The sequence below is a fragment of the Actinomyces sp. oral taxon 181 genome, assembly GCF_018370895.1.
Lineage (GTDB): Bacteria > Actinomycetota > Actinomycetes > Actinomycetales > Actinomycetaceae > Pauljensenia.
Window position 1 is genome coordinate 86,843 of record NZ_JAGYZL010000005.1, and the last position, 26,843, is coordinate 113,685.

At 56.6% G+C, this 26,843-nt stretch carries 16 protein-coding genes and 1 pseudogene; 14 read left to right on the forward strand and 3 right to left on the reverse strand.

The features are described 5' to 3' along the window. Nucleotides 1–5: 5 nt before the first annotated feature. The 7 genes from dtd (at nt 6) to KHW85_RS03855 (ending at nt 16,608) form a co-directional block, all read left to right on the forward strand. On the forward strand, nt 6–437 hold the full coding sequence (dtd, locus tag KHW85_RS03825; protein WP_291458866.1) for a D-aminoacyl-tRNA deacylase: 432 nt from the start codon (nt 6–8) through the stop codon (nt 435–437). Nucleotides 438–627: 190 nt separating this feature from the next. Then, nucleotides 628–3,093, forward strand: coding sequence for an ATP-dependent Clp protease ATP-binding subunit (locus KHW85_RS03830; protein WP_291456741.1), 2,466 nt, complete (start codon nt 628–630; stop codon nt 3,091–3,093). Between the two features lie 313 nt (nt 3,094–3,406). Continuing rightward, nucleotides 3,407–9,487 (forward strand): Ig-like domain-containing protein, encoded by a 6,081-nt coding sequence (locus KHW85_RS03835; RefSeq protein ID WP_291458867.1) that lies wholly within the window; start codon nt 3,407–3,409, stop codon nt 9,485–9,487. Nucleotides 9,488–9,629: 142 nt separating this feature from the next. Further along, nucleotides 9,630–10,595, forward strand: coding sequence for a MoxR family ATPase (locus tag KHW85_RS03840; RefSeq protein WP_019126856.1), 966 nt, complete (start codon nt 9,630–9,632; stop codon nt 10,593–10,595). Between the two features lie 42 nt (nt 10,596–10,637). Then, a complete protein-coding gene (locus KHW85_RS03845; protein ID WP_291458868.1) occupies nt 10,638–12,077 on the forward strand; it encodes a DUF58 domain-containing protein in 1,440 nt (479 codons plus the stop codon). Then, complete coding sequence (locus tag KHW85_RS03850) at nt 12,077–14,605, forward strand: transglutaminaseTgpA domain-containing protein (protein WP_291458869.1); 2,529 nt, start codon at nt 12,077–12,079, stop codon at nt 14,603–14,605. The genes KHW85_RS03845 and KHW85_RS03850 overlap by 1 nt, the downstream gene beginning before the upstream one ends. Further along, entirely contained in the window at nt 14,602–16,608 is a 2,007-nt protein-coding gene (locus tag KHW85_RS03855; protein ID WP_291458870.1) for a serine/threonine-protein kinase, read from the forward strand. The genes KHW85_RS03850 and KHW85_RS03855 overlap by 4 nt, the downstream gene beginning before the upstream one ends. Before the next feature lie 27 nt (nt 16,609–16,635). On the opposite strand, the gene KHW85_RS03860 is transcribed toward KHW85_RS03855, so the two are convergent. From KHW85_RS03860 to KHW85_RS03870, 3 genes are read right to left on the reverse strand one after another with little or no spacing between them, the layout of a single operon-like run. Then, entirely contained in the window at nt 16,636–17,922 is a 1,287-nt protein-coding gene (locus tag KHW85_RS03860; RefSeq protein ID WP_291458871.1) for a S8 family serine peptidase, read from the reverse strand. Beyond that, a complete protein-coding gene (gene eccB, locus KHW85_RS03865; RefSeq protein ID WP_291458872.1) occupies nt 17,919–19,262 on the reverse strand; it encodes a type VII secretion protein EccB in 1,344 nt (447 codons plus the stop codon). Before eccB ends, KHW85_RS03860 begins: the two co-directional genes overlap by 4 nt. After that, on the reverse strand, nt 19,262–20,572 hold the full coding sequence (locus KHW85_RS03870; RefSeq protein ID WP_291458873.1) for an EsaB/YukD family protein: 1,311 nt from the start codon (nt 20,570–20,572) through the stop codon (nt 19,262–19,264). Before KHW85_RS03870 ends, eccB begins: the two co-directional genes overlap by 1 nt. 179 nt (nt 20,573–20,751) lie before the next feature. Between KHW85_RS03870 and KHW85_RS03875 the strand changes: the two genes are divergently transcribed. The 7 genes and pseudogenes from KHW85_RS03875 to KHW85_RS03905 all read left to right on the forward strand — a co-directional run. Next, entirely contained in the window at nt 20,752–21,072 is a 321-nt protein-coding gene (locus KHW85_RS03875) for a WXG100 family type VII secretion target (RefSeq protein WP_291458874.1), read from the forward strand. 16 nt (nt 21,073–21,088) lie between these two features. Next, the gene (locus KHW85_RS03880; RefSeq protein WP_291458875.1) at nt 21,089–21,400 is read left to right on the forward strand and encodes a WXG100 family type VII secretion target; all 312 of its coding nucleotides are present in this window, start codon (nt 21,089–21,091) and stop codon (nt 21,398–21,400) included. Between the two features lie 158 nt (nt 21,401–21,558). After that, nucleotides 21,559–22,104, forward strand: a complete 546-nt coding sequence (locus tag KHW85_RS03885; protein ID WP_291458881.1) for a hypothetical protein — start codon at nt 21,559–21,561, stop codon at nt 22,102–22,104. Between the two features lie 24 nt (nt 22,105–22,128). Then, nucleotides 22,129–23,916 (forward strand): alpha/beta hydrolase, encoded by a 1,788-nt coding sequence (locus tag KHW85_RS03890; protein ID WP_291458876.1) that lies wholly within the window; start codon nt 22,129–22,131, stop codon nt 23,914–23,916. Then, nucleotides 23,913–24,551 (forward strand): DUF4853 domain-containing protein, encoded by a 639-nt coding sequence (locus tag KHW85_RS03895; RefSeq protein ID WP_291458877.1) that lies wholly within the window; start codon nt 23,913–23,915, stop codon nt 24,549–24,551. The genes KHW85_RS03890 and KHW85_RS03895 overlap by 4 nt, the downstream gene beginning before the upstream one ends. Nucleotides 24,552–24,602: 51 nt before the next feature. Next, nucleotides 24,603–26,312 (forward strand): alpha/beta hydrolase, encoded by a 1,710-nt coding sequence (locus KHW85_RS03900; protein WP_291458878.1) that lies wholly within the window; start codon nt 24,603–24,605, stop codon nt 26,310–26,312. Nucleotides 26,313–26,446: 134 nt separating this feature from the next. Beyond that, nucleotides 26,447–26,843: pseudogene (locus KHW85_RS03905) on the forward strand (DUF4853 domain-containing protein); the annotation flags it as partial.

Here is a 26,843-nt window from a genome sequence, read left to right on the forward strand (position 1 = left end):
CGCCCATGCGTGGAATTTTGCAGCGCGTCACTCGCGCCTCGGTATCGGTTGATGGTGAGGTCATCGGCGAATGCCCGGGGCCGGGAGCTCTTGTCCTTGTCGGTGTCACTCACGAGGACACCCTCGAGCAGGCAAAAACTCTTGCACGAAAGATTGCAGAATTGCGGATCTTTGAGGACGAGACGTCTATTCAGGATCGCGCAGAGGAAGCCAGCGTCCTCGTGGTTTCGCAATTTACGCTCTACGGAGATGTGCGTAAAGGGCGGCGTCCCTCGTGGTCGAAGGCGGCGCCGGGACCCGTCGCTGAGCCTCTGGTCGATGCCGTTGTTGAGGAGCTGCGTACCCGCGGAATCCACGTCGAAACCGGGCGTTTTGGCGCAATGATGTCCGTAGAACTAGTAAATGACGGCCCCTACACCCTGGTTATTGAGGTTTAGAGAATAGGCCAGATGCGCGTCTGGAAAGACGCACTATGCCGTGAAGGGGACGCTCGTGGAACTCGCGTCAACCAATGGCATCTGCCCTTGGTGAACAAACGCGCGCACGGCCTCGCTACCCCGTAGTGTGGGACTCAGTGAAAAGCAGGTCGCGTACGTGAGACTGTGACCTGAACCAAAGGGAGAAACGATGTTTGAACGCTTTACGGACCGAGCCCGACGGGTCGTCGTCCTCGCGCAAGATGAAGCGCGCAGCCTCAATCACAACTACATCGGTACCGAGCATCTCCTGCTTGGTCTGATTACCGAGGGTGAAGGCGTGGCCGCGAAGGCCTTGGAAAGCCTTGACATCAATAAGGATGCGGTCCGCGCAGCAGTCATCGACATCATCGGTGAAGGCGAGAAGCCGGTCGAAGGGCACATTCCCTTCACCCCTCGTGCCAAGCGCGTTTTTGAGCTCAGCCTGCGTGAGGCGTTGCAGCTCGGCCACAACTACATCGGCACCGAACACCTTCTCCTCGGTCTGCTCAAGGAAGGCGAAGGCGTTGCTTCGCAGGTTCTTATCAAGCTGGGTGCCGATCTGGGCAAGGTTCGCCAGACCGTCATTGAGCTTCTCTCCGGCTACCAGCGCAATAGCGATGACGGCCGCGAAAGCGTTGGTGTTGGTGCTTCTTCCACCGGTTCAGGTCAGACAAACTCGGCAATTCTGGAACAGTTTGGTCGTAACCTCACCCAGGCTGCCCGTGAAAACAAGCTCGACCCGGTGATTGGTCGCCGCACGGAAATGCAGCGCGTCATGCAGATCCTCTCGCGCCGCACGAAGAACAACCCGGTTCTGGTTGGTGAACCGGGCGTCGGTAAAACCGCCGTTGTTGAGGGCCTTGCCCAGGCAATCGTTGCCGGTGACGTGCCCGAAACGATCAAGGACAAGCAGATCTACAGCCTCGATATGGGCGCGCTGGTCGCTGGCTCGCGCTACCGCGGTGACTTCGAAGAGCGCCTCAAGAAGATCCTCAAGGAAATTCGTACTCGCGGCGACATCATCCTCTTCATCGATGAGATCCACACCCTGGTCGGTGCAGGTGCCGCGGAAGGCTCCATCGACGCCTCGCAAATGCTCAAGCCTATGCTTGCTCGCGGTGAGCTGCAGACGATTGGTGCAACCACCAGCGACGAGTACCGCAAGTACATCGAAAAGGATGCGGCTCTTGAACGTCGTTTCCAGCCGGTGAAGGTTGATGAGCCCAGCGTCGAAGAGACCGTGGGCATCCTCAAGGGCCTGCGCGATCGCTACGAGGCCCACCACCGCGTCATCATTACCGACGCCGCGATCCAGGCTGCCGCTGAGCTGGCCGACCGCTATGTCTCTGACCGCTTCCTTCCGGATAAGGCTATTGACCTGATGGACGAGGCCGGTGCTCGCCTGCGTATTTCCCGCATGACCGCGCCGCCGGAGTTGCGCGAGCTGGACGAGAAGATCGCCGAAGTGAAGCGCAATAAGGAGTCCGCGATCGACGATCAGGACTTCGAGAAGGCCGCTGCTCTTCGTGATGAGGAACAAAAGCTGACCGAAGAGCGCAAGCAGAAGGAATCCAGCTGGCGCGATGGTTCGCGCGAGGCGATTGCCGAGGTCGGCGAGGATGATATCGCCGAGGTTTTGGCGATGTCGACGGGTATTCCGGTCTTCAAGCTGACCCAGACCGAGTCTGCGAAGCTACTCAAGATGGAAGATGAGCTGCACAAGCGCGTCATCGGTCAAGATGCCGCGGTCAAGGCTCTGGCTCAGTCGATCCGTCGTACTCGAAGCGGCTTGAAGGACCCGAAGCGTCCCGGTGGCTCCTTCATCTTCGCCGGCCCGACCGGTGTCGGTAAGACGGAGCTTGCGAAGGCTCTGGCCGAATTCCTCTTCGGCGATGAGGATGCGCTCATCCAGCTCGATATGTCCGAGTTCTCTGAGAAGCACACCTCCTCGCGTCTCTTCGGTGCCCCTCCCGGCTATGTCGGTTACGACGAAGGTGGCGAGCTCACCGAAAAGGTCCGTCGTCGCCCCTTCTCTGTCGTCCTCTTCGATGAGGTCGAGAAGGCTCACCCGGATATCTTCAACTCCCTGTTGCAGATTCTGGAAGAGGGTCGCCTGACCGATTCGCAGGGCCGCAAGGTTGACTTCAAGAACACGGTCATCATCATGACCACCAACCTTGGAACGCGCGATATCAATAAGGGCGTGCTCACGGGCTTCCAGTCCAGCGAGAACATCACTCACGATTACTCGCGCATGAAGGCCAAGGTGAACGAAGAGCTCAAGCAGCATTTCCGCCCCGAGTTCCTCAACCGTGTGGACGAGGTCGTTGTCTTCCCGCCGCTCGATAAGGAGCAGATCAAGCAGATCGTGGATCTGATGATCGCCAACCTTGCCAAGCGCATGGAGGCTCAGGATATGAAGCTTCAGATCACCGACGAGGCGCGCGAGCTGCTTGCAGATCGCGGTTTCGATCCGGTGCTGGGTGCTCGTCCGCTGCGTCGCGCGATTCAGCGCGATATCGAAGATGCGCTTTCCGAGCGTATTCTCTTCGGCGATATCCTTCCGGGACAGGTTGTCACTGTCGGTGTGAAGGGAGAAGGCGCAGAACGCGAGTTCACCTTCAACGGTCAGTAAGACCGATAGCGGTGGGGCTCCTTGGGTAATCTCCTTGAGTTCGCCGTGACTTGTTGTACGAGGCCGGGCGGGGGTCTGCGAGAATTGTTGCGCAGGCCCCCGCCCGGTTTGTGTTCGATTCAAACTGAGGTACTCAGTACATACATGAATGTAATTTGTAGGATTTTTTCCGCGAAATATTGCGGAAAATCTGAAAACGGTCAATGTGATGTTTGACTTGAGTTCTTCAAATGAGGGCACCTCGTGGGACACTAAAAGAGGCTAAATAGAAGAATAAATTCCCCTACCCATCAGCAAGAGTGGTGAAGAATATATGAAGCAGCAGCATGGTGCATCCGCATCGCGCGTTCATCGACGCCGTCTACCGGCTGCGTTGGTTGCTGCTTTTACCGTTACCGTCTCGACTCTTGCCATCCTTCACCAGGGTGTCACGACCGCTGAAGTCGACGTCGATGATGGCGGTATTTGGGTGACAAACTCTTCGAAACGGCTTGTTGGCCACCTGAACTATGATTCCCGGATCCTTGACGGTGCCCTGCGCACAAAAACAACCGAATTTGATATCGGTCAATCGGGTAATGATGTCAGCTTCACGGATAAAACAAGTCACTCGGTTGCCCCCATTGACGTTGCTCAGGTTTCTGTAGGCGCAGCGACTTCGCTACCCGAAAATGCGAAGGTAGTCCAGGGCGGATCACGACTTGCTGTCATGGATGCGTCCCAAGGTCAGGTTTGGCTTGCTCAAGTGTCCAGTCCTTCCGGTACTGCCTATACCGACGAGGGCGCGCTGGCAAGCGATATGGAACAGGGAGCTGTTGCTGTTTCTCAGAAGGGCACTCTTTTTGCGATTTCAGCCCAGGGCGGCCGTCGTATTACCGTCACCCGCGAAGGCCAATTGGACCGCCTGAAATCACAGGATGTTCAGGGGCTTTCAGGTAACGCTGAACTGGTAATGACTGCAGTGGGTGAGCAGCCCGTTGCTTTAGATAAGCGAAATCGTGTTCTTGTTCTTCCCGATGGAAAGCTTCGCAACCTTGCCGATGATGGCATCAGCGGAAACATCACTCTGCAAGAATCCGGTCCCGAATCGTCTTCCGTGCTTCTCGCAACAGATCGCGAGTTGATCTCCATCCCTCTCAAGGGTGGAGCAGCCACGAAGATTCCGGCGTCAAATGACGGTGCATCGGGTACACCTTCGCGCCCCGTCTTCCATAAGGGGTGTGCCTACGCCGCATGGTCAAAATCCGGTGCATACCTGCGAGACTGTACGGATCCCAGCCTCAACAAACAGATGACAGTTGACTCATTGAAGTCAGCTCAATCAATTGTTTTTAGAACAAACCGCACTCGTATTGTTCTCAATGACACCACTTCGGGATCGGTGTGGCTGCCCGAACACGACATGGTCTTGATGAACGATTGGGACCAGATCGAATCTCAGCTTGAGAAGAAGGAAAAGCAAGAGGACTCTCCTCAGGTCACGGACCAGATCGCAGACCCAGAGCGAAAAGAGCAGAACACTCCTCCCGATGCGGTTGATGATGACTTCGGTATTCGCCCCGGTCGGACCACTACGCTTCCGGTCCTCAACAATGACTCTGATGCGGATGGAGATGTCCTGACCGCTCGTCCAGTCACCGACCCGCAGTTTGGGAAGGTCACGCGTACCCGCGGTGGGCGAGCTCTTCAAATTACAGATGTTCCCGATAATCAGACCGGTAGCACGTCCTTTACTTACGAGGCTTCCGACGGCAAGGCGGTTGCCACCGCCCGCGTGAATGTGACCGTTCACCCGTGGGAGATGAATTCGGGGCCAAAACAGCTTCGTGATCCCGGTGTCACCCTGGGCAACCGTGCTCAAATTGAGTACAACGTCTTGACTGACTGGCAAGACCCGGATGGCGACCCAATCTTCTTGGCGAATGCTCATGCGCCAGAGGGCATTGAGCTTCAGTTCCGCGAAGAAGGAACACTTCAAATTCGAGATCTCGGTGCCAGCGTGGGTGCACACACGATCACCCTTGAGGTCTCAGATGGTCGTCAGAGCACTACGGGTACCCTCACCGTTAATGTTCAGAACCCCGGGAACTTGCCTCCCGTAGCGAACGCAGACTTCTATGTCGCACGTGCCGGTGAAGTGGCGACAATTTCCCCGCTAGCGAATGACACTGACCCCAACGGTGACAACCTGTCTCTAGTTGCCCTTTCGGTTGCACCCGCGGGTAGCCAAATTACTCCCGATCTTGAACTGGGAACGGTAAATTTCGTTGCTCAAGCTCCGGGTTCCTACCAATTCACCTATACCGTTTCCGATGGTCCTTCGACCGCTTTGGGCGTTATTCGCGTTGATGTTGTCGAGGCCGATCAGCAGGCAATTCCCGTCGCTGAGGATGACCTTGCCGTCCTGCCCGCAGGCGGCTCTGCACTGGTTGCGCCCCTGAATAACGACTCAGATCCCGCTGGTGGCGTGCTGGTCGTCCAAAGAATCGAAGTCCCTGCAAATCTCGGCTTGGAAGTGACTCTGGTCGACCGCCATCTGTTGCGCATTACTGCCCCCGGCGGCCTCGAGAGCTCAGTGTCCTTCGACTACGTCGTCTCCAATGGTACGAATACCGCTAAGGCACGAATAACCGTCGTTCCAACTAGCGCACAGGACACGAAGCAGCCTCCCGAGTTGCAGCCAGACCGCACGCGCGTACGTGTTGGCGATATCGCCTCGGTTCCAGTGCTTGCCAATGATCGTTCTCCTTCTGGTTTGACCTTGAAGGTCGACCCGAAACTCCAATTCACTCCGAACGAGGCCGTGGGCACCCCCTTTGTGACGGGCAACTTGGTCCGCCTTGAAGCGGGGAACACCCCGGGAGTTATGCACGTTGCCTACACGGTGCGCGACAGCGCTGGAAATATGGCGACGTCGACCGTGACCTTTGAGGTTCTTCCCAAGAGCGGAACCAATGCACAGCCGCAGCCAAAGGCACTGACTGCCTGGGCTGTGAGCGGTGAAACGACCCGTATTCCTGTGCCTTTGAATGGCATTGACCCCGACGGTGACTCAGTCACTTTGGTTGGTATCGAACAATCCCCAACCAAGGGCACTGTCGAGCTTGGTGTGGACTGGCTGGAATACACCCCGGCGCCCAATACGACGGGTACCGATGTCTTTACCTACATCGTTGAAGATCGTCAGGGGAAGCAAGCATCTGCGCGTGTACGCGTGGGTATTGCCCAGCCTGCAACAGTCAATCAACCTCCGACGGCGGTGCCAGATACCGTTCTGACCCGTCCGAACAGGCAACTGGGTGTCGCAGTGCTCCAAAACGATATCGATCCCGATGGCGATCCAATCTCGATTGTCCCCGGTTCTCTTCAGACTGCGACCGCTGAACTGAAGCCTGAAATTCGTGGGAATTCCATTGTTTTGACGACCCCCGCGCAGGATGGTTCCTATCTGGTGTCCTATGAAGTCACCGATAACCGCGGTGGTACTTCACGTGGAACATTGACAATCAACGTCGCAAATGACGCGCTGCTCCAAGCTCCCATCGCGCGCGATGACGTTGTTGCGGCCTCGCAGTTGCCAGCAAAGGGCGGCACTGTAAAGGTCCCGGTTTTGGCAAATGACGAAGACCCGGATGGCGATGTCAACAACCTGCGTGTGTCCACGAAGGCCACAGGCGTCGAAGTGAACGGCTCCGACTTGATCATCACTCCTCAAGAAGAGCGCATGATGATCGTCTACACGGTTACTGATGCCGACGGTTTGAGTTCCTCGGCAGTTGTTTCCGTCCCTGGACTTAAGCACAACCAGCCGACCATCGATACCACGAAGGTTCCCGTCAAGGTGCGCGCCGGTGAAGACGTCACCCTCGATATTTCCGACTACGTCATTGTTCGTGAAGGACGCAGTCCGCGTATCACCAATGCCGCAACGCTTCGTCCTTCTGCCGGTATCGACCAGGGAATGACCTTGAGCGATGAGCGGCATGTGAGCTTCCACGTGAATTCAGAGTGGTCGGGGAAGTCGTCCTTCTCCTTCGAAGTCTCTGATGGAGCTGCGGGCGATGACTCAGCCCTTACTGCGACCTTGACTTTGCCCCTGAAGGTAGAAGCCACGCAAAATCAGCCGGTTTCCTTTATTCCTACCGCGATTAGGGTGGCTGCCGGAGAGGAAGCAACTGCCGTTGACCTCGCGCAGATGGTACGTGACCCAGAAGGTGCAGACCCAGCGGGCTTTAAGTACGACATTTCGAACCTCCCCGAAGGCGTTGCAATTAGCCTCGACGGGCATATCCTGCGCGTCCGAGCTGATGTTGACCGTCCGAAGGGTTCTGTCGGTTCGGTAACCGTCAGCGTTGATGACGGTGCGGGTGCAGTGAGCGCTCAGGTTCCGATCACTGTTGTCGCATCTACTCGACCACTGATTCAGGTCTCGGATGCGCTTTTGGAAGCGGCACGTTCGGGTGGTCTCGAGGTCGTTGATTTGACGCGCTACACGATCAATCCCTTCCCCGAGACGCCAATCCGCATTGTTGGGGCTTCTATTCAGATCGGTGAAGGAACCGTTGATCCCCAGGGAACGAACCTTAAGATCACTCCTGCGGCTGGTTTCCGTGGACAGATGACCGTTCGCTATCGCCTGATGGATGCAACGGGCGACCCTGACCGTATCGTTGAAGGCACGGTGCGTTTGGTGGTCCGTGACCGCCCCGATGCTCCGACAAATGTCTCACTGACTGCGACCGGCCCGGGCAGCGCGCTGGTGACCTTCCAGGCGGGTGCCGATAACGGTGCAACCATTACCGGTTTCACTGCTACGGACCGCGCAACGGGCCGTAGCTACCCCTGCGAGTCAGGCTCGTGTGAACTGAGTGGTCTTGAGAACGGTCTGCGCCACTCCTTCACCGTTGTTGCGCATAACGCTGTCGGTGCTTCAGATCCTTCGGCAGCCTCTCCTGAGGTCCTCATCGATATGCGTCCCGAAGCGCCCCTGGCGCCTACAGTTGAGCCCGAAAACGGTGCAATTGTCGTGAAATGGGCGCCTCCGACCAACCAGGGTTCCGCGATCAAGAACTACACGCTTTACGTGTACGAAAACGGTGGTGCACGTCAGATTGAGGTCCCAGGCAACGTCACTGAATGGCGCGTTGATGGATTGCGTAATGGCCAGACCTACTCTGTCGCAATCTCTGCGAAGAACGGTGCAGAAGAACCTTCACCGACCTCGCAGAACTCTGCGAAGGTGACGCCCTTCGGTCCTCCGGATCGTACCGATGGAGTCCGTGTTGAAAACACTGGCGGACAGGGCAATACCGGACGCGTTCGTTTCACGTGGACAACACCGCGTACAAATGGCGCGGCAATTACTCGCTACACCATTGAAGTCAACGGTCGAACTGTTGGTGAAGTTGGTGGGGACCGCAATGACTACGCTACCGATCTTCCCGTGGGTGAGAACTACCGTGTGAAGATTCGCGCGTACAACTGGAAGAACGACAGCTCAGAATCCGATGAAGTTGCCTTCCAGGTGTTCACCTCGCCTCTCAACCCGAATGTGGGTTCCTTCTCCTCGGCACCGACTGGTAACCACGGAATGACGAAGGTCAGTGGCCTCTCCGTCAATCCGGGACAGGGCTTCAATAGTCGCAACCTTCACCTCGAGTGGTCGCACAGTGCCGGAGGTCCCTGGAACTCTGTGACCAGCGGTGAAACCATCAATATTGGTTCCGATGGAGATGTCCAGATCTTCATTCGCCAAGTTGGCAACGTCAATGGCCAAGAGGTTGCTGGTGGCGCGGTTCCCGTGACCGCGAAGGCGCTTTCTGCCCCCACGAAGCCGACCTATACAGTTGCGGTCAACGAGGGAAGCGTGACAGTGAGCTGGAATGCGAATCCGCCGGCTGGATATCTTGCGCCCGATCAAGTTGTGGTCTGGCAAAGGGTCGGTGGCGCTGAGACAGAAGTTCCTCAGGGAGCAGTTCTCAATGGCAGCGCAACAATTACCGCATCCGCTGGTTCGGCAATTGAGGTCGGTGTGGGTGCCCGTAACTCGCTTGGAACGACGTGGGGTAACTTGGCTGGAACTGGAACCGACACCGCAAAGATCAACGTGATCGGTGGTTTCGGCGGCACGACAAGCCAGTGCACAAGTGCAAACGCACGTGGCGCGGATGTCAACGAGTGCCAGATGGTTTATCTGACGCTTCCCTCGACCTGGGCCAGCGATGCCCTCCCCATGAAGTGCACGATGTGGGATGATTTCTCGCAGTCCAATTGGACCTTCACACCTCGTGGTTCGGCAGGGGCCTCTGTAGAAACCGGCGTGCGACTGAGTAATGCCAACTCGGGTAACCTCCCCATTTTGCTGCATCGTATTAACTGTTCGGTGGGGCGGTAAATGATGATTCACCCACGTCACGCAACCGGCTCCCCGACATACGATGAGAACTGCGGGCTCACCGCCCAAAGACCTCAGCTCATCCCAAATATTCACCTCAGAACTGAACACTCACTACCGACAGATGAATGGAGTCCCTCCCATGGCGCTTAGCTCGCAAGATGCCCAGCGTTTCGCCGAAACCTTCGCCGGTCTGGTCGGCGGTATCTCCCAGGCGCTGCTGGACAAAGAACCGGTTATTCGTCTGGCTCTGACGACTATGTTCGCCGGGGGACACCTTCTTCTTGAAGATGCTCCCGGTACGGGAAAGACCGCTCTTGCTCGCGCGATCGCAGCAACAATTGCTGGCACGCACTCTCGTATTCAGTTCACCCCCGATATGCTCCCCGCGGATATTACGGGCGTGAATGTCTACGACCAGAAGAACAATGAGTGGCACTTCCGTTCCGGTCCGATCTTCGCTTCTATCGTCCTTGCCGATGAGATCAACCGTGCCTCGCCGAAGACTCAGTCGGCTCTTCTTGAGGTCATGGAAGAAGCGCAGGTGACGGTTGATGGCGTCACCCATGCCGCGCCTCGTCCCTTCATGGTTATTGCAACGCAGAACCCGGTGGAACAAGCTGGAACCTACCCGCTGCCCGAAGCGCAGCTCGACCGCTTCTTGATGAAGGCCTCGGTCGGCTACCCCTCGCGTGCGGCAATGGCTGAAATCCTTGATGGCTCCGCAGCCCCCGACCGTTCTAAGCGCCTCAAGCCGCTTCTTGAGAGCGGACAGGTGGTTCGCCTTTCCGAACTTGCCGCGCAGACGCACACCGAGCGCGCAGTGTTGGATTACGTTGCAGCCCTTGCCGAGGCCACGCGCGACGATGATTCCGCTACTTTGGGTGTCTCGACCCGTGGTGCTATCGGTATGGTTCGCTGTGCACGAGTATGGGCCGCAGCTCAGGGCCGTCACTTCGTCCTTCCCGATGACATCAAGGCATTGGCAGCTCCCGTGTGGGCACACCGAATTGTTGTCGATCCCGACGCGGCCTTCTCCGGTGCAACCGCTCAAGGCGTTATTGCGCGTGCTCTTTCCTCCGTTCCCGCCCCGGCGGTGAGCGCCTGAACATGCGCATCAAGGAAGTCCAAGGCGTGAAGGTGGGTGATCGTGGCTAAGCATTCGGCTTCGAAAGCTCCTGCCGCTTCGCGTACCTCAGGTTCGCGCCGCGGCGCAAAACGCCCCGGGGGAGAGCACCTTGACAGCGGAAAACGTCGTCAAGGAAAACGCTCTTCTGCCAAACAAGGCGCAAGCTCGAAGGATGCAAGCGCACGCTCGGCAAAGAGCTCAGTCTTCGCCTCGGCACGCGCGACGGTGAAGACAAGCGTTGGCGGACTGCGCCAGGGAATCTCTCGTTTCGCGCAATCTTTGGGGTCTGCTCCGGGTGTGAAGTACCTGCGTCATGCAGCTCGCTCGGTGACCTCGGTTGGCTGGGTTGTGCTTTTCTCGGCCCCCATTGCAGCCATCGTGTCGCGCGCTTTTGGTTGGGTTGAAGCCTTCTTCGTCGCCTGCGCATGCCTCCTTGCCTTCCTCATCGCCGTTGTGTGGGTGATTGTTCCTTCCCCTCACAAGGTGTCAGTGCGACTTCCGCGTCAGCGTATTGTTGCTGGTCAAACCGCCGTTGGTGAAATCACCGCTGAAAATATGTCGGATCGCCGCGCGCGCTCCGGTCTCATCGAACTTCCAATTGCCTCATCTGCACTTCAGTTCTTGGTTCCTCCTCTTCCGGGAAAGGGAGTCTGGAGTGAAGTATTCTCTGTCGTTACCCATCGCCGAGGCCTGGTGACCGTTGGCCCCGCACGCGCACTTCGCGCTGATCCTCTGGGTCTGATTCGTCGAATTGGCACGTGGTCTCAACCGGTGACCCTATACGTCCACCCGAAGACCATTCGCGTTCCTTTCGATGCGACGGGTATCCACGCCGATGTTGAGGGTGTCACGACGGCGAAATTGTCATCCTCTGATGTTTCATTCCACGCGCTTCGTGACTATGTTCCCGGTGATGATCGCCGAAATGTCCACTGGCCAATGACCGCTCATATCGGGCGCCTTGTTGTTCGTCAGTTTGAGGAAACGCGCCGTTCGCACCATTTGGTTGTTTTGGATACGCGACTGGGACAGTGGAATGACCGCGATTCTTTCGAAAATGCTGTTTCGATTGCGGCTTCTTTGGTCGTTGCCGACATGGCTGCTTCTCGGACCGTGTCCTTGACGACCGCCACTGATTGGGTGACGACCAGTGCTGCGACGCGCATGCTCGATGCGATGTGCGCAATTCATGACTCGGGTGAAGCCGATCTGATGGCACGTCTGCGTGAGGCGATTGCAAAGCGTCCCGGTCTTTCGGTTGTCACGATCATTGCTGCGCCAACGGTTGATGACGATCAAGCCTCGCACCTGTTGAACGCCATTCCGGTTGATGTGCGCAGTGCGGTGGTTCGAGTTCGCCCCGGCCATCCGAAGCTGCGTCGCTTGAGCCACGGAACTTTGGCAGATTGCCCGACTCTTGAGGATCTTCCTCGATTGGTTGCTGCGGGAGGTCTGGCCTGATGTCTCAAACCACCACCGGTTTTCACCTGGGCGCTCGCGCTGGCTTCCAGGTCTCTCGTCGAGGCCTGCCGTCCTGGTTCCTCATTGGTTTACTTCTGCTTTTCCTTCCCACCATTTGGGTTCACGAGGCCGTTTTTGGGTCGTGGGTCGGCTTGCGTGCCGCTGCGGCTGGCGTCGCTGCGGGTCTTTTCGTCGCCTGGGCCTCGAGCTTCTGGCGCTGGGATTGGCTATCGACTATTGCCGGGCTAATCGCTGCTCACTTCCTTATTGGCGGTGTTGCGGCGTACCCCTCGACGACTTTCTACGGGCTTCCTACCCCACGCACCCTGCAACTCTTGGTTTTGCAGGTGGTCTATGCGTGGAAGGATCTGCTGACAATCACCCCGCCGGCCTCGGCCTACGTCGGTCCATCAATGGTCCCGTGGCTGAGCGCTCTGCTGTGCTCCTTCATCTCGGCGCTATTGGTCCTTCGCGCTGGGCGTGCAATTGCTGCGGTTATTCCCGTGGCCGTTATGGGAGTTATCGGCATTGCTTGGGGTAAGGGCGGTACCTTCCCGAATGTTTGGCTGATCGCCGCATGGTGGGCACTTGCCTTGGGTTGGTGTGCATGGGCAGACCAGTATCGTCGACTCGAGGCTGGCTTGGATGTTCGAGTTGGTGGGGCAGCCGCATCGGATACCTCGGCGACGCTGGGTGAGACCACTCAGGGCGGCTCTCAGGGCAGTATCCACCTGGGCCGCCAAATCGCAGGTGGCGCACTGGTCATTGCGGTTGTTGCCGCCGCCGCTATCCCGCTGACTAATGCCTATGGGCCGTGGTACACCCGCGTTGTGCTTCGCGATGTTGTCCAGCCTCCGCTGGATGCCCGCCAGTATCCTTCGCCGCTGTCTGCTTTCCGTCACTACAACGTTGACTTGCAAGAGCAGAATTTGATCCACGTGGATGGTCTTCCAGAAGGCGCGCGCGTGCGTATCGGTGTCATGGATAGTTACGACGGAACGACCATGACAATGAGCGCTCCGGGAACCGGTCCCTCCGATGGCTTTATTCACGTGGGATCGACCTTGCCGCAGCAGCAGGCTCCCGAAGGTAGCTCGTCAGCCCACATGACCTTCACGACCTCGCAGCTCCTTGGCCCGTGGGTTCCAATCGTCGGTACGCCTTCGACCATGAATTTTGATCAATCTGCATCAGCTTCTGGTACCCAGGCGAACCAGCAAGAGGGTAATCCGAATGCCGCTGTGGTGAGCACCCTCTCTGATGGTCTCTACTACGACATGTGGGCGAACGCTGCGCTTGCGACATCGAAGAACGTTCAGGGCGGAACCATGGTGTATTCCATGGATTCAACGGTTGTTCCAATCTGGTCGGATGGCCAGCTCTCAGGAACCCGTGCTGTTCCCTATCGCGGTGGAGATAAGGGCGTTCCCGATTCGGTTCGTGATCTGGCAACTCAGACCTCAGCAGCCGAGCAGGGTGATCTTGCAAAGGCCCGCGCGATCGAGCGCTACCTGAAGGAAAAAGGCTTCTACTCGAATGAAGACAACGCTCAGTCGCGCCCGGGTAACAGAGCAGACCGACTGAGTCGCATGCTTGAAAGCGAGCAGATGATCGGTGACGATGAGCAGTACTCCGTGCTCATGGCACTGATGCTGCACAACCTCGGCATGAACGCCAGGGTCGTCATGGGCGCGTATCCAAATGAGTCGAAGGGCGGAGATGTCGATCTTCGCGGTTCGGATGTTCACGCGTGGGTTGAGGTTGAGTTCCAAGGCGTCGGTTGGGCGGTTTTCGACCCGACTCCGCCGCGCGACCAAGTGCCTCAAACCGATGTTCCCAAGCCGCGTTCTGTGCCGCGTCCGCAGGTTCTTCAGCCGCCAGAGCCGCCCGAACAGCCCGCAGAACTTCCACCGACAACTACCGATCGTGGTTCAGATTCGAATGATGACTCGCGTCTGAAGATTCCCTGGCGAATCATTGCAACCGGTAGTGGAATTCTTGCGATCATCGCAATCCCGCTTCTGGCAATTCTTTTGGCGAAGAGTCGCCGTACCAAGAAACGTCGCTGGTCCGCGCCCCCGCAGGCGCTCACCGGTTCCTGGGACGAGGTCGTCGATCTCGCGCGCGATGCCGGCGTTGTCGTGCCGACCGACCTTACTCGTCAAGAGGCCGCGTGGATGCTGACGACCTCACCGCTGTGGCCAGCAAGTGCTGCCAAGAGCAGTGCTTCAACCCCTCAGTGGTATGAATTTGGCGAGGAGCTTCCCAGGCCTGTCCGGGTTGCCCGTTGGGCAGATACAGCTGATTTCTCCGGTGACGAGGTCCAGCCCGAGCAAGCGACTGATTCCTGGCAGATTGTTGATGAGTTGACTCAGGAGCTGCGCGAAAATGCAACTCGCTGGACCCGGATTCGCCGTGCGCTGTCCCTGTCCTCGCTCAGTGCGCGCTACCGCCAAATGCACGGTGCTTCACCGATGGGCGTTCTTCGTCGCCGTCTTCGTCATCCCTTCAGAGGTAAGCAATCATGACACCTTCGGTTCCCTCTAGGCGTCTTCCTCCTCCCGAGCTTCCCGGGCACACCTGGCTGCGAGCTCTGGGGTCTGGAGGTTTCGCTGACGTTCACCTCTACCGCCAGGAGCTTCCTGCGCGTGAAGTTGCGGTGAAGGTCGCGCGCTCAGTGGGCGACCAGGTTGAGTACGCGCAAATCCGTCACGAGGCCGACGTCATGACCTCCATTGCCGGCCACCCCGCCGTGGTGGAGTTGTATTCGATTGGGACTTCACCCGATGGCCGTCCCTATTTGGAAATGGAGTTCTGTCCGGTCGCAAACGTTGCCGAACAGGTACGCCGAATGCCGATGGCGGTCGATCGAGCACTTGATGTCGTGATTCGCCTGTGCGGAGGCGTTGAGATGCTCCACCGAAATGGCTATGTCCATCGCGATATCAAGCCAGCGAACGTCATGTTCGACTCCTACAACTACCCGGTCTTGGGAGACTTCGGCGTTGCCTCTCGTATTGGGGCTTTGGAAAAAGGAAGCCTGGATGGCTTCTCAGTGCTCTGGGCTCCACCTGAACAACACAATCGTTCTACCCACGCACATCCGACTCAGGATGTGTGGGCATTGGCGACAACCTTGTGGACATTCCTCAGCGGGCGTAGCCCATTCGAGGATCCGGTTGGTGACAATAGTGCTGCCTCGGTGGCTGCTCGAGTCTATGAGGGGCGCATTCGTGGGCTTTCTCGCCCGGATGCTCCCAAGGAACTTGAGCGCGTTTTGCGCCACGCGATGCAGCTGGATCCTCGGAAGAGGACTGCCTCAGCGGCTGAACTGGGTCGTCAGCTTCAAGATATTCAGACCCTCATGGGACGCCCGGTCACCAAGATGGAGCTGCGTGACGGTAATACCGTAGGCAGTTTTGGGGCTCATGGCTCTTCGGCCGGCGCCGCTGATGACACTGCGGCTTCGTGGGGGGCTGTCCAGGGCGAAAATTCCCCGAATGCGGCTCAAGATGAGGCGACCCGTCTGCGTGCGATGCCTTCGATCGATGCCGAGCGAACGCGTTTGCGTGCGCCTTCCCTTGACCTGGGGCAGGCTGCCTCTTCTTCCGCTGCCGAGGCCGCATCTCCTTCACCCGCATCCGTAACCAATCCGGTCAGCGGGAATGCCGCGGAAGGGAGTGCGTCCAGTGGAATGCAGTCTCAGCCCGTCGATGCCTCGCTTTCGGGTGTGCAAGGCCCGGGTATGCACGCTCCGACACCAACCCAGACCCCGGAGAACCAGCAGGATTTCCCTGGTCTCCACCAGCAGGATGCATCTGCGGTTGGCGCAGCTAGTGAGCAATTTGGTGCCGGATATGCACCTGCCCCAGACTCGTGGCATGCTCCGGGGCATACCACTCAAAATACCTTCGATACCGGCCACCCCTTGGGCTATCTTCCAGATGGTCGACGTTCGGGCCCGAAGAAGATCATCGCGATCATCGCGCTTGTCGTCATGGCGATGGTGGTTTTAGGCGCCGTCATTGTTGCAATGCTGACGGGTGGAGGCAGCATCATCGGGGTGGGGAATCAGACTGCTTCCCCTACGGCCTCGGCAAGTAGCTCTTCCACGCAGGGATCGCAGGGTGAAGACCCGATTGCTGTTCCTCCGCCCGCGGTTGACCAATTGGTTGCACGCGTGAATGGTGAGGATATTCAGTGGAGTTGGACTGACCCCGCGGTTGGGACGACATCGGCTGGGCATAGGCGTTATGTCTACACCGTTTCAAAACCGGGTACGGATGATGCGGTTGCTGAGACGCGCCAAAATGCGGTGTCGGTGAAGGCAGTTCCCGGTGAGGTATGCATCGAGGTCGTGTCAGTGGCAGAGAATGGGCGCTCCTCGCAGCCCACGAAGAACTGCGTGACAATTCCCGAAAATGGGAACGGCCAGAATCAAGAGGGCGACAAGAAGCAGCAGGGTAACGGCCAGCAAGGGAATGGGCAGAACTCGCAGGGCGACGCGAATACGAATAAAGAGCAGCACTAAGCGCTCTGAGATTCGACATAGGTCGGTTCAAGCCTCTTTACTGCGCAACCTGCGAATCAAGAGCACTGCGACAACAATCGTGAGGCCCGCACTCGAGATTCCCAGTGCCCACATTCGACGTGGAGTCGTCGTATCAACCGGAAGATCAGGTTTCACCATAACCGGATTTGCTGTCTTTTGGATCGGTGGATACAAGGGGTTTGTGGGTCCAGGCATTTTCCCGTCATTGACGAAATTCAATGCGTTAAAGGGGGCGACGATTCCCCATCCCTCTTCGGCAGTGCGCTGGGAAGGCGTTGGGCGAAGTGCGGTGGCCAGAAGGCGGTACTTCCACTGATCGGGGGTCTCGTTCGGATACCTTGCAGCAATCAACGCAACAATTGCGCCCACGTATCCCGTCGCATATGAGGTCGAGGCTCCCTGCGTTGCGAACATGCAATCACCGTTTGCAAAGAAGGTCGACGCGATTTGCGAACCGGGTGCAGCGATTTCTACGTGGGTTCCATGGACGACGGACTGGCTGGGGTTACCTTGCGCATCGACCGCGGTGACCGCCAAGGCCTCGGGGTATCCCGCGGGGAAGCGTACCGCAGTGTCTTGCGATCCCGAGTTTGCATTCTGTTCGACGTTTCCAGCCGAAGCGACGACCAGCGCACCCTTTGAGTGCGCGTACTGGGTGGCTGTGCGCAGGGCAACATCGTCAGAGGTCAAGGATTGCGGAACAACGATCACGCGAATTCCCTGATCGGCAGCCCAACGAATACCATCGGCTGTGCGCGCAGCTGTCGGCCCCTTGCCCGCGCGCTTGGCATCGTCACTGGAGTCAACGTAGACGCGCACGGGGACAATAGTTGCTCGCGGAGCGAAGCCGACAACGCCTGAACCTGAGACCTCGCGCGCGGCGATCTGTCCGGCGATTGCGGTGCCATGTCCAAAGGCGTCTTTTCGCCCGTCACCAGACTCAACCAGGTCGGTACCCGGCTCAACTGTGTCCTTGAAGTGGGCGTTTCCTGCAGCAACACCCGAGTCAACGATCGCAACGCGCACTTGGCCCTGCGATAGTTTCAGGGCCTCTTTCATTCCGAGGAATGAGTAGGCCGAAGGCGGCTGAGTGATCCACTTATCGATACCGATTTGGCAGCCTTCCTCGGGCTGTTTTGTGGCGGATCCCCGCTTTTGCTGCGAGTTCGTCTGGTCGCTTCCCTGAGTCTCACCCGGTGTGGGCGTATCCGCATATGCGGAAGGAAGCGCAACTGCGCCACACAGCGCCAGAGCAGCAAGAGAGCTCAGCGTGCAATTTGTCAGTCGATTCACTGAGCACCAACCGTTTCCCAAGCCGCAGCGGAAGTGAGTTCTTGACCCTCAGGAATGAGCGCTAGCCATGCTGCCGGAAGGGGGGAGACCGCAGTTTCGGGCAGTCCCAAGCGTTGCAGTGTATCGCTGGGGTTATTTCCTAAACCGTGGGCTTTACCAATGTCAGAGACAAACACGATAGGGCCGCTTGACCCACCGGAGGAGGAACGGACCAGTGCACCTGAACCGCCTCGAACATTGACCTCGCGCGGGTGAAGTTGAGCGAGCTCGGAGGTGGGAATGGACTTAAGAACGGTCTCTGCCTTGGAGTGGTTCACGACGAGTTGAGCGCATGGCGCTGCATCGGCCCCCAGAACTTCACCGACCTGGCTGGGCCAATCCGAGGGGATGACGCCCTGGTTATTCACCGTCAGTGATGCCAGCTCTGAAAGGTCAATCATGAGGTTTTGCGGACTTCCGCGGTCAGCCCACGAGGCCTGGTAGAGCTTGTACGAGAAGTCCGTCAGCGGAGTAATAGTTCCGTCGTCAGTGATGACGTAGCGACGCGGTGTTCCGGATTCGTCGACCTCGATAATTGTTCCGACCTGTGCTGCGGTGATTCGCGGCGACATTCCAGAAACCGGGCGACCGAGGTTCGGGATATCGACGGGTGCCAAAGTTGACCCTTCGGTGAACAAGTTCAGCCAAGCTGCACTCACCGGGGTGATGGTGCGTCCGGACAGGTCGAGCACGTTGACAATGGCTTGTGCGTGCGCAATTTCGATGGGGTAGCGGACCCCACCTGTGACCAGGTAGAGCCTTCCTTCGTTGGAAACGAGGGCACTGGTTGCGTTGCTGAGGCCCTCGGGTCTACCAGCGACCCAAGTTTTGATTCCAGACGAGACCGCGCATGAGGTCCAGTCGTAGGAGTGCAGTTGGTCTGCAGTTGGGATGTCGTCGGGAACATCGCTCAGGCCGATCGCGCTTCCGCGGGGAATCCCCTCGAGCGAGGAAGTTGAAACCGAGGAGGTCACAAGCTTTCCGCTTTCGCTGAGAAGCTTGGCGGAGGTGACGTTAGAAACGGGGCGAAGTGTTCCTTCGATCGAGTAGTAGCGTGCACCTTCAGCCTTCGTGATGATCAGGTGCGAGTCTTGCCAGCCGCTGGGAAGCGTCGGCACGAACCTACCGACAGCAACTGCAATGAGAACTGCAAGTGCGGCAAGCGAGGCCCCGAGAATTAGAGGGCGAGTGGTTGATTTTGATTCGAGCTCTTTTCCTCCGGGAGTACCAGAGGTGAATGCCGTGACCAGGCGGCGACGATTGAAACGTTGCGCTTCAAGGATGTCCTTGTTTGATGGCATTACAGGACCCCCCATACCAAAGTCGTGATGGGCACCAGTGCCAGCAAAGTGATAAGCGAGAGAGTGTCAGCGATCCGAGTGACCCATGGGCGCATCTTCGGATCGATAACGGTCAGTGCCAAGACAAGGCCGGTTGCAATGAAGAGCAATAGGACAATCGGAATAAGTGCCTGAGGCATAAGGATTGCGCTACCGATTGCGCTGACAAGGATCAGGATGATGCCCAGAATCGCACCGATCAGGACCTCGACCCGTGAACGCAAGGACCGCGTTGAAAGCAGAAGAGCAACGCCTCCGCAGATAAGAAGGAGTAGAGAGTAGCGGGTATCAAGAAGAAGCGGAACGCAAATCAAGATTCCCAGCGAAGCGCCAGTTTTAAGAGAAATGGTCAGGATATGACCGTCGTTTACCTTGCGAACAACCTGGTAGGCGTCGATAGTTTCGGGGTTTCCTGTCACGCGAATAGGAATTCGAGCCATCGCAAACCAGGGGGCGATCAAAATAAGCACTATTAATAAGGTATAGATTGCACTTGCCGAGCGCTGGGTTGAAAGGTGTCCAAATCCCGTAAGTAAGCCGATTATTGCTGCTGATAAGCCATAGGTGAGGGGCGCAGCAATGGAGCCGTGCAAGGTTTTGGGAAGAATGATCAGCAGAATTGCTGCGCTGACGATTGCTGCAATTCCAAAGCCAGCTAATGGAAGGGCTGACCAAGAGCCAGGGATTGCGCTCATGACCGCGCTACCGGCAAGGATTGGAATTGAGTGCGCAAGAGAGAGGGGAGCAAGACGCTGGGTTGAGCGTGAAATCAGTGCGCAGGCTAGAGAAGCCAGTAAAGTTCCGGCCAATCCGGTAATTAAACCGAGGTAGCTTCCTCGGCCTCCGGTGAAGATTAGAACGGCTGCTGTAAGGACCAACAGTGCAGAAGCATGTGTGCTAAGATCGACCGAATTGTCAGAATTCCATGGAGCCTGATCATTTTCGACTGCGGTTCCCACGGCCTCGACTAAGTCGTCATAGCGCAAATCTTGTGTGCTGTCGCCGATTTTGGACAGAATCAGAACGGATCCGGCTTGGATTCCCTGATTGATCAGGGTCTGGCTCTGATCGAGAACTCGGCCCTGAGAATTCGTAATTCGGTATCCCTGAGAGGCAGAACTGGCCGATAATTGTGTGATTTGCGACACAATATTTGGGGCAAATTCGGCCAGTGCAACGTTCGTTGGGACCGACATGTCGACGGTGCTCTCACCCATGCGAATGCTAACGGGCATAAGGGCTGGAGGCCTGGATGCGGTAGTGCTTGCCATGAGGTTCCTTTGCTCAATAGTGCTGCCTTAAGCCTAGCTGGTTTCATGAAACCTGTATTTGCATTCCCAGATCGCTTCGATAATGTAATACCCGACATCGCGATTGTGCCCTCCGTTACAGAGGGTCGATCAATGCAAGACTTCGGGGGGACCCGAACGAAAAACTAGGAGGGTGGACCATGAGCGGTGCAAATATTTCTGCAGAACAAGCTAGCTATGATGCCATTCGCACAGCTGTCACTAACCTGCAGGCTTACCTGCAGGGCCTGAACGCAAAGGTTAAGGGTGAGGTCGCTACCGCTATCGGTGGTTGGCAGGGTGGCGCCTCGCAGGCGTTCAACTCCGTCATGGAGCAGTGGGATGCTGGCTCGTCCAAGACCACTCAGGCACTGACCGATTTCGAAAGCGCACTGGCCTCGGTCGGCGCTCAGACAATTCAGAACGAACAAGATGCTCAGCAGTCTGTTGCCAAGACCGGCGCAGTCATGCTGAACATGTGAGTAGATCGGAAAAGAAATGAACGGTGGAGATTTTCGCGTAAGCCCGCAGCTGCTCCAGCAGGTCTCGGCTGATCTGCGCACGCAGGCGACCGATCTGCTCAGCCAGCTTGAGCAGTTCAATAAGGACGTTGAAGCACGTAGCGCCACATGGGAAGGTGCTGCGAAGGAATCCTACACCCAGAAGCATGGTGAGTGGACCGCTGGTATGCACCAGATGCAGCAGGCTCTTGATGCCTTCGCAGGTCTGGTTGATCAGCTTGCCGGCAACTACGTCGTCACCGATAACACGGGTGCGCGTACCTTCAATGGCCTGGGTACTGGCCGCTGATGCAACTCATGCGTAGCGCTCGTGAGTGTTGCGCGTAAACGGCGTGTGGGTGAGTAGAGAGATCTGCTCACCCACTGCCGTACTTACAGCAACTTGATCGGCCGAAGTGGGTAGATCGTTGAATTTGGGCTTCCTTAGAGGGGAAATCAGCCGTGGTAATGATCAATGTCGTTGACGGAGAGTACGGCGCGACCGCGAATACCTTGCAACAAGTTTCCGGAGAATTGCAGGGCGCAAAAATTGATGACTTATCCGAGGCAGTAGAGTCTTCAATGAAGGGTGCCGATTCGATCGCGAAGGCAACCGAGGTAGAGGGCCGCTACACATCCCTTCTTGTCTCACATTCGATAGCTCTTGAGGAACTCGCTCGAGCTGCGCATGCAGCCGGTGTCAACCTTGCTCAGACCGAAGCAGACAACACCCAGCAGGCCAACGCTGAGGGCCAAGCCGCTCTTGCAGGGACAGCGGGGGCGACCCCAAGTCTGGCAATATATGCTGAACAAGCATCGGCGCTTAATGGTTCTTCCAGAGGCCCGCTGCGTGGTGGGTATCCAAAGCCGACCTTGCCGACGACTGCGGGTGGTGCTCAACCTGAAATGCCTGTGTATCGACCTGGGCAGGGGATGCCTCCCTACGCGCCGAGTCCCGCTGTGCAAGGTCCTGTTCCTCACCCATCGCCCGCTCCAGCTCCTGTGGCACAGTGAAGCTAAAGGCCTAAAGGCGTAAAAATGGCGTTAACGTGGAGTCAGGTTAAAACCTGGAGTTCAGACAGTTTGTCAGGTTATGTAGGGACGGTTGGCAGTAGGCGGGACACTGTTCTTAAGCAGGTCAATGCCCTTCAAGCTCGGATGAGCTCCTTCGAAGGGGAGGGGCAAACTGCAGATGCATTACGCAAAAAGATGACCGCTGCCCAGAAAGAACTCGAAATACTTGCCGATGACTTGGCAGAGGTTCAAGATGCGGTTGTTGCCGCGGAACGAAATGTTTCCGAAGTTGAAAGTGCTGTTAAGAATGCTCTCTCGGCCGCCTCGCTGAATGGATGCGACATTTCTGATGATGGTAGTGTCTCCTGCCATATTCCCTACGGAACCGATGGAACAGGTGCAATTCAAGCTGCAATCAAAAAAATTGAGGTACTTGTTCTTGAAGCATTATCGCTGGCGGATTACGCGGATTCAACCTTCCAAGCGCAGCTAGCTTCGGCGGGCACCGAGAAAAGCACCTCCTCAATGCCGGAGAAGGGAGCCCGCCCGTGGTCGAAAGAGGAACAAGAAAAGTTTCGCAATATGTCGCCGGAGGAGCGTGCGAAATTCTGGTCTGAGCAGACCTATGAACAAAAGCAATATGTATGTGATCGCTATCCGCAGTTGATCGGAAATGCGGATGGTGTTGAGGCGTGGGCGCGAGACCGTGCAAACCGAATTAACTTGAGGGAAGAAAAAGCTAAGACTGAGAAACTAATTCGAAACCTTGAAATCTCAGTACGTAATTCTGCTCAATACACCTATCCAGGTGGCGCCTATGGAAACGATATCTATCAGAGAAATAAGGATCTCGACGACAGACTTGACCGAGCCAGAAGGGACCTAGAAGCCCTAAACAAAGTTGAATCGACTCTGGCGAACGGTATTTCCCTTGAGGACTATCAACATGGGACGAAAAGGGATCCGATTTCTCTTCTAACCTTGCAAAATGATGGCCGCAGGGTAAAGGCTGCTGTTGCTCAGGGCGATGTCGACCATGCGAGTAATATCGCGACCTTTGTCCCCGGAATTGCGACTACTGTCGAGGGATCACTCGAGGGCTATGTCCGTCAGACAAAAAATCTTCGTGAGGCTGCGGCTGCTCAGGGAAATATTTCGACCAAAGATGTTGCAACCATTGCGTGGCTGGGCTACGACGCTCCCGGTGAGGCAAATCTATCCAATGCCGGTGACATTGCCTCTCCGAAGCTCGCACAGGCTGGTTCGGATCGTTTGGCGGGCTTCCTGACCGGGATGCAGGCTTCTCGCGAGTACGGCGCTGGGGATGCGCATATGACGTTGGTCGGGCATTCCTATGGTTCGACGACTTCTGGCATGGCAGCGACGAAGGTAAAACCAGGTGTCATTGATGATTTGGTGCTGTTCGGTTCGCCTGGTATGGGTACTTTTGATCCATCCGAGCTAAATGTAAATGAGAGCCATCGCTGGGTCTCTGGTCTTCCTGTGGGGGATAACGTTCAGGGCCTAGGGGGGATTCTCAGAAAGAAGATCGGAATCGCCGGATTAGGTAAAAATCCCATGGATGCAAATTCCACTTTCACCCATCTGTCTGATGATGCAACAGGTTATGAACGTTATAACCACGATGCACCGCCCAGCAACCCGGGTCTTTACGCTCTCGACACCATCGTGCGTCTTTATACGCTTAATCACCCTTCGCTTCCGAGCTTCGATAACCATAATTTTTACCTCGAACAGGGAACCGAGACGCTTCAAGATATTGGCCGTGTCGTTGCAGGGACAAAGAAATGAAGTCTCTGAAGTTTCTGCATGCCTTATGCCTCCTTGGAGCAAGTGCGCTCATGCTTGCCGCGTGTTCGCCTGGTGTGCTTGATCCAACCAGCGGTACTTCGACAGCATCATCATCTTCATCAAGTGGAAAGACAAAGAAAATGAACTATTGGGATGGGGATCTTCCTCTGGAAGCGCGTCAGTCTGTACAGGCTTTTCAGCGTGATGAGGAACCGAAGATTCTTGAGTTTCGTCGTCGGCTTGCCGAGGCCGGTGGGGGAGCGTGGGAAGCACGTAGCTTCGGGTCGAGCATTGCGAAATGGGATGACGATTCTGCTGGATTTTCTCAAGACTCATGGGAGCTGCAAGGTCAGGTGACTGCTGGTCCCTTTGTTGCCATCCCTGAGATCGAGAAGATTGGTCGCGAGCTTCTGTCTGAGACTTATCCCGATTATGAGTTGGGTTCTGATAAGGGTGGGGTTCGTCAGTTGTCGTGGAGTGATCCGCATAATGGCGGGTTTCTCTATGTGACTGTTCATGAGGGAAAAGCCACTTTAATGCGCTACCAGACGGGATTGCGTCCATCGGATGGGACGACTGCTAACCCTCGTGATTTCATCTCCAGTCGTGTCGATATCGACATCCCTGAAAAGTAATTTGTGAAATTCAACTTCTAGTGTCTGTTCAAGGAAGTCGAAGGAAAGACAATGTCGTTAACATGGGGCCAGATTCAGACATGGAGTTCAGCCGGTTTGTCCACCTATGCGGGGACGGTTGGCGCCAGACGGGATACTGTCGTTAAGCAGGCTGAAGCTCTTCAGGCGCGCATGAGTTCCTTCAAGGGCGAGGGAGCAACTGCGGATGCATTGCGTGCGAAGATGGGCGTTGCTCACAAGGAATTGACGACGCTCGCCGATGATCTTCTAGAAATCCAAGAAGCCGTCAAAGTTGCATCGGGCGACGTTTCCCAGGTTGAAAGTGCAGTCAAGCTGGCGCTTCAACAAGCGTCCTCGACGCACTGCACCATTTCCGCAGCGGGAATAGCGACATGCAGTTCGGCTGGGAACTCGATGAGTGAATACACTCGGCAAAGCATTGAATTTTCAGTTAATCGATTAGTGGGGCAGGCAGTCGACTTGGCCAATACTGCCGACACGACGTTGAATGCTCGCTTAAAAACCGTCGGGACGCCGGGGAGTACCGCGAAATCGACCTCGACGCAAACTCATGATCTTTCGGACGCAGAACAGAAGAAGTTCAAAAACATGACGCCGGAGGAGCGCGCGAGGTATTGGTCGCAGCAATCCGAGGCGCAGAAACAGCATCTGTGCGATACGTACCCGGATCTGATCGGTAACGCTGATGGCGTTGAGGGCTGGGCAAGGGATCGCGCGAACAGAAATCGTCTCCCGAAACTGAAGCAGGAAGCAGAGGAGAATGTCTCCACGTACACGGAGCTCCTGAAGAACCCGTGGATTGATGACAGTACTCGTGCGTACTATCTGAGTGAGCTGGATAAGGCAGAGAAGGCAGTGAAAGCCTATGATATCGTGCAAAAACAGGTCAAAAAGGGCATAAGCCTTGAAGACTACCAGCATGGGAAGGAGGGGGATCCCGTGTCGCTCCTGACTCTTCAAAATGATGGCGGGCGAGTCAAGGCCGCGATGGGGAAAGGCGACGTTGATCATGCGAAGAACGTGGCGACTTTTGTTCCCGGTATCGGCACGACAGTCGAAGGCAGCATGGTTGAGTATATGCGACAAACCAAAAATCTCCGTAGGGCTGCGATGGCTCAGGGGAACCTGGCTTTAAGCGATGTGGCGACTGTTGCCTGGCTGGGCTATGATGCTCCGGGTGAGTTTGATTTGAAGAAGCACCCTGAGGATGTTCCGGGGATTATTTCCCCCTTCCTCGCTCAGGCGGGGTCAGATCGTTTGGTTGGTTTCATGAACGGTATGCAGGCCTCGCGTGAATACGGCGCAGGTGATGCGCATATGACCCTCGTCGGGCATTCCTATGGTTCGAGTACCTCAGGCATGGCGGCAACAAAGGTCAAGTATGGCGTGATCGATGACCTAGTGTTGTTTGGTTCTCCTGGTATGGGGACTTACGATGTGAAAAACTACCACGTTGATCAAAACCATCTGTGGGTCTCGGGGGTCCCGAAGGGTGATAGTGTCCAAGGTGCGGGGGCATTCAGAGGTGGAATCGTCGGTAGCTTGGGTAAGAACCCCATGGACTCTGATTCAGGGTTTAGTCACCTCTCGGACGATGCGACAGGCTCGCCGAAATACAATAAGGATGCCCCCGCAAGTAAGCTGTCTAATTTCAACTTTGATAACCACAGTATCTATTTGGAAGACGGCACCGAAACGCTTCAGGATATCGGTCGTGTTGTTGCGGGGGTGAAGCGCTGATGCGCGCCGTGTGGCGGTCTGTGTTGGGGGCGGCTTGTCTGCTGGCCCTGGCCGCTTGCTCGCCCGTCCTGAGGGATCCCCAGAGTGCGGCTACACAATCGGCATCACCATCTAAGAGCGGAAAGGCAACAAGCATGGTCTATTGGGATGGAAGCCTCCCCCTGGAGCAGCGTCAGTCCATTCAGGCATTTCAGCGTGATGAGGAGCCGAAGATTCTTGAGTTCCGTCGTCGCCTTGCAGAGGCCGGTGGTGGAGGCGCGTGGGAAGCGCGCGCCTTTGGGTCCGAGATCGATGAAGAGACTGACCAATCCTCAGGCGATGAGCAGCCAGCGTGGGAGCTTGTTGGGCAAGATGTTGCCGGTCCTTATGTTCCCGTTCCTGAGGTCGAAAAGATCGGCCGTGAACTCTTGTCAGAGACGTATCCCGAGTATCAATTGGGCTCGGATAAAGGTGGCGTTCGTCAGCTTTCGTGGAGTGATCCGGTTAATGGTGGTTTCCTCTACGTGACTGTTCACGAGGGAAAAGCCACCT

What these genes read in the sequence shown, in the direction of transcription:
- dtd (WP_291458866.1), top strand. Translation starts at nt 6, where the DNA reads ATGCGTGGAATTTTGCAGCGCGTCACTCGCGCCTCGGTATCGGTTGAT.
- KHW85_RS03830 (WP_291456741.1), top strand. Translation starts at nt 628, where the DNA reads ATGTTTGAACGCTTTACGGACCGAGCCCGACGGGTCGTCGTCCTCGCG.
- KHW85_RS03835 (WP_291458867.1), top strand. Translation starts at nt 3,407, where the DNA reads ATGAAGCAGCAGCATGGTGCATCCGCATCGCGCGTTCATCGACGCCGT.
- KHW85_RS03840 (WP_019126856.1), top strand. Translation starts at nt 9,630, where the DNA reads ATGGCGCTTAGCTCGCAAGATGCCCAGCGTTTCGCCGAAACCTTCGCC.
- KHW85_RS03850 (WP_291458869.1), top strand. Translation starts at nt 12,077, where the DNA reads ATGTCTCAAACCACCACCGGTTTTCACCTGGGCGCTCGCGCTGGCTTC.
- KHW85_RS03855 (WP_291458870.1), top strand. Translation starts at nt 14,602, where the DNA reads ATGACACCTTCGGTTCCCTCTAGGCGTCTTCCTCCTCCCGAGCTTCCC.
- eccB (WP_291458872.1), bottom strand. Translation starts at nt 19,262, where the DNA reads ATGCCATCAAACAAGGACATCCTTGAAGCGCAACGTTTCAATCGTCGC.
- KHW85_RS03870 (WP_291458873.1), bottom strand. Translation starts at nt 20,572, where the DNA reads ATGGCAAGCACTACCGCATCCAGGCCTCCAGCCCTTATGCCCGTTAGC.
- KHW85_RS03875 (WP_291458874.1), top strand. Translation starts at nt 20,752, where the DNA reads ATGAGCGGTGCAAATATTTCTGCAGAACAAGCTAGCTATGATGCCATT.
- KHW85_RS03880 (WP_291458875.1), top strand. Translation starts at nt 21,089, where the DNA reads ATGAACGGTGGAGATTTTCGCGTAAGCCCGCAGCTGCTCCAGCAGGTC.
- KHW85_RS03885 (WP_291458881.1), top strand. Translation starts at nt 21,559, where the DNA reads ATGATCAATGTCGTTGACGGAGAGTACGGCGCGACCGCGAATACCTTG.
- KHW85_RS03890 (WP_291458876.1), top strand. Translation starts at nt 22,129, where the DNA reads ATGGCGTTAACGTGGAGTCAGGTTAAAACCTGGAGTTCAGACAGTTTG.
- KHW85_RS03895 (WP_291458877.1), top strand. Translation starts at nt 23,913, where the DNA reads ATGAAGTCTCTGAAGTTTCTGCATGCCTTATGCCTCCTTGGAGCAAGT.
- KHW85_RS03900 (WP_291458878.1), top strand. Translation starts at nt 24,603, where the DNA reads ATGTCGTTAACATGGGGCCAGATTCAGACATGGAGTTCAGCCGGTTTG.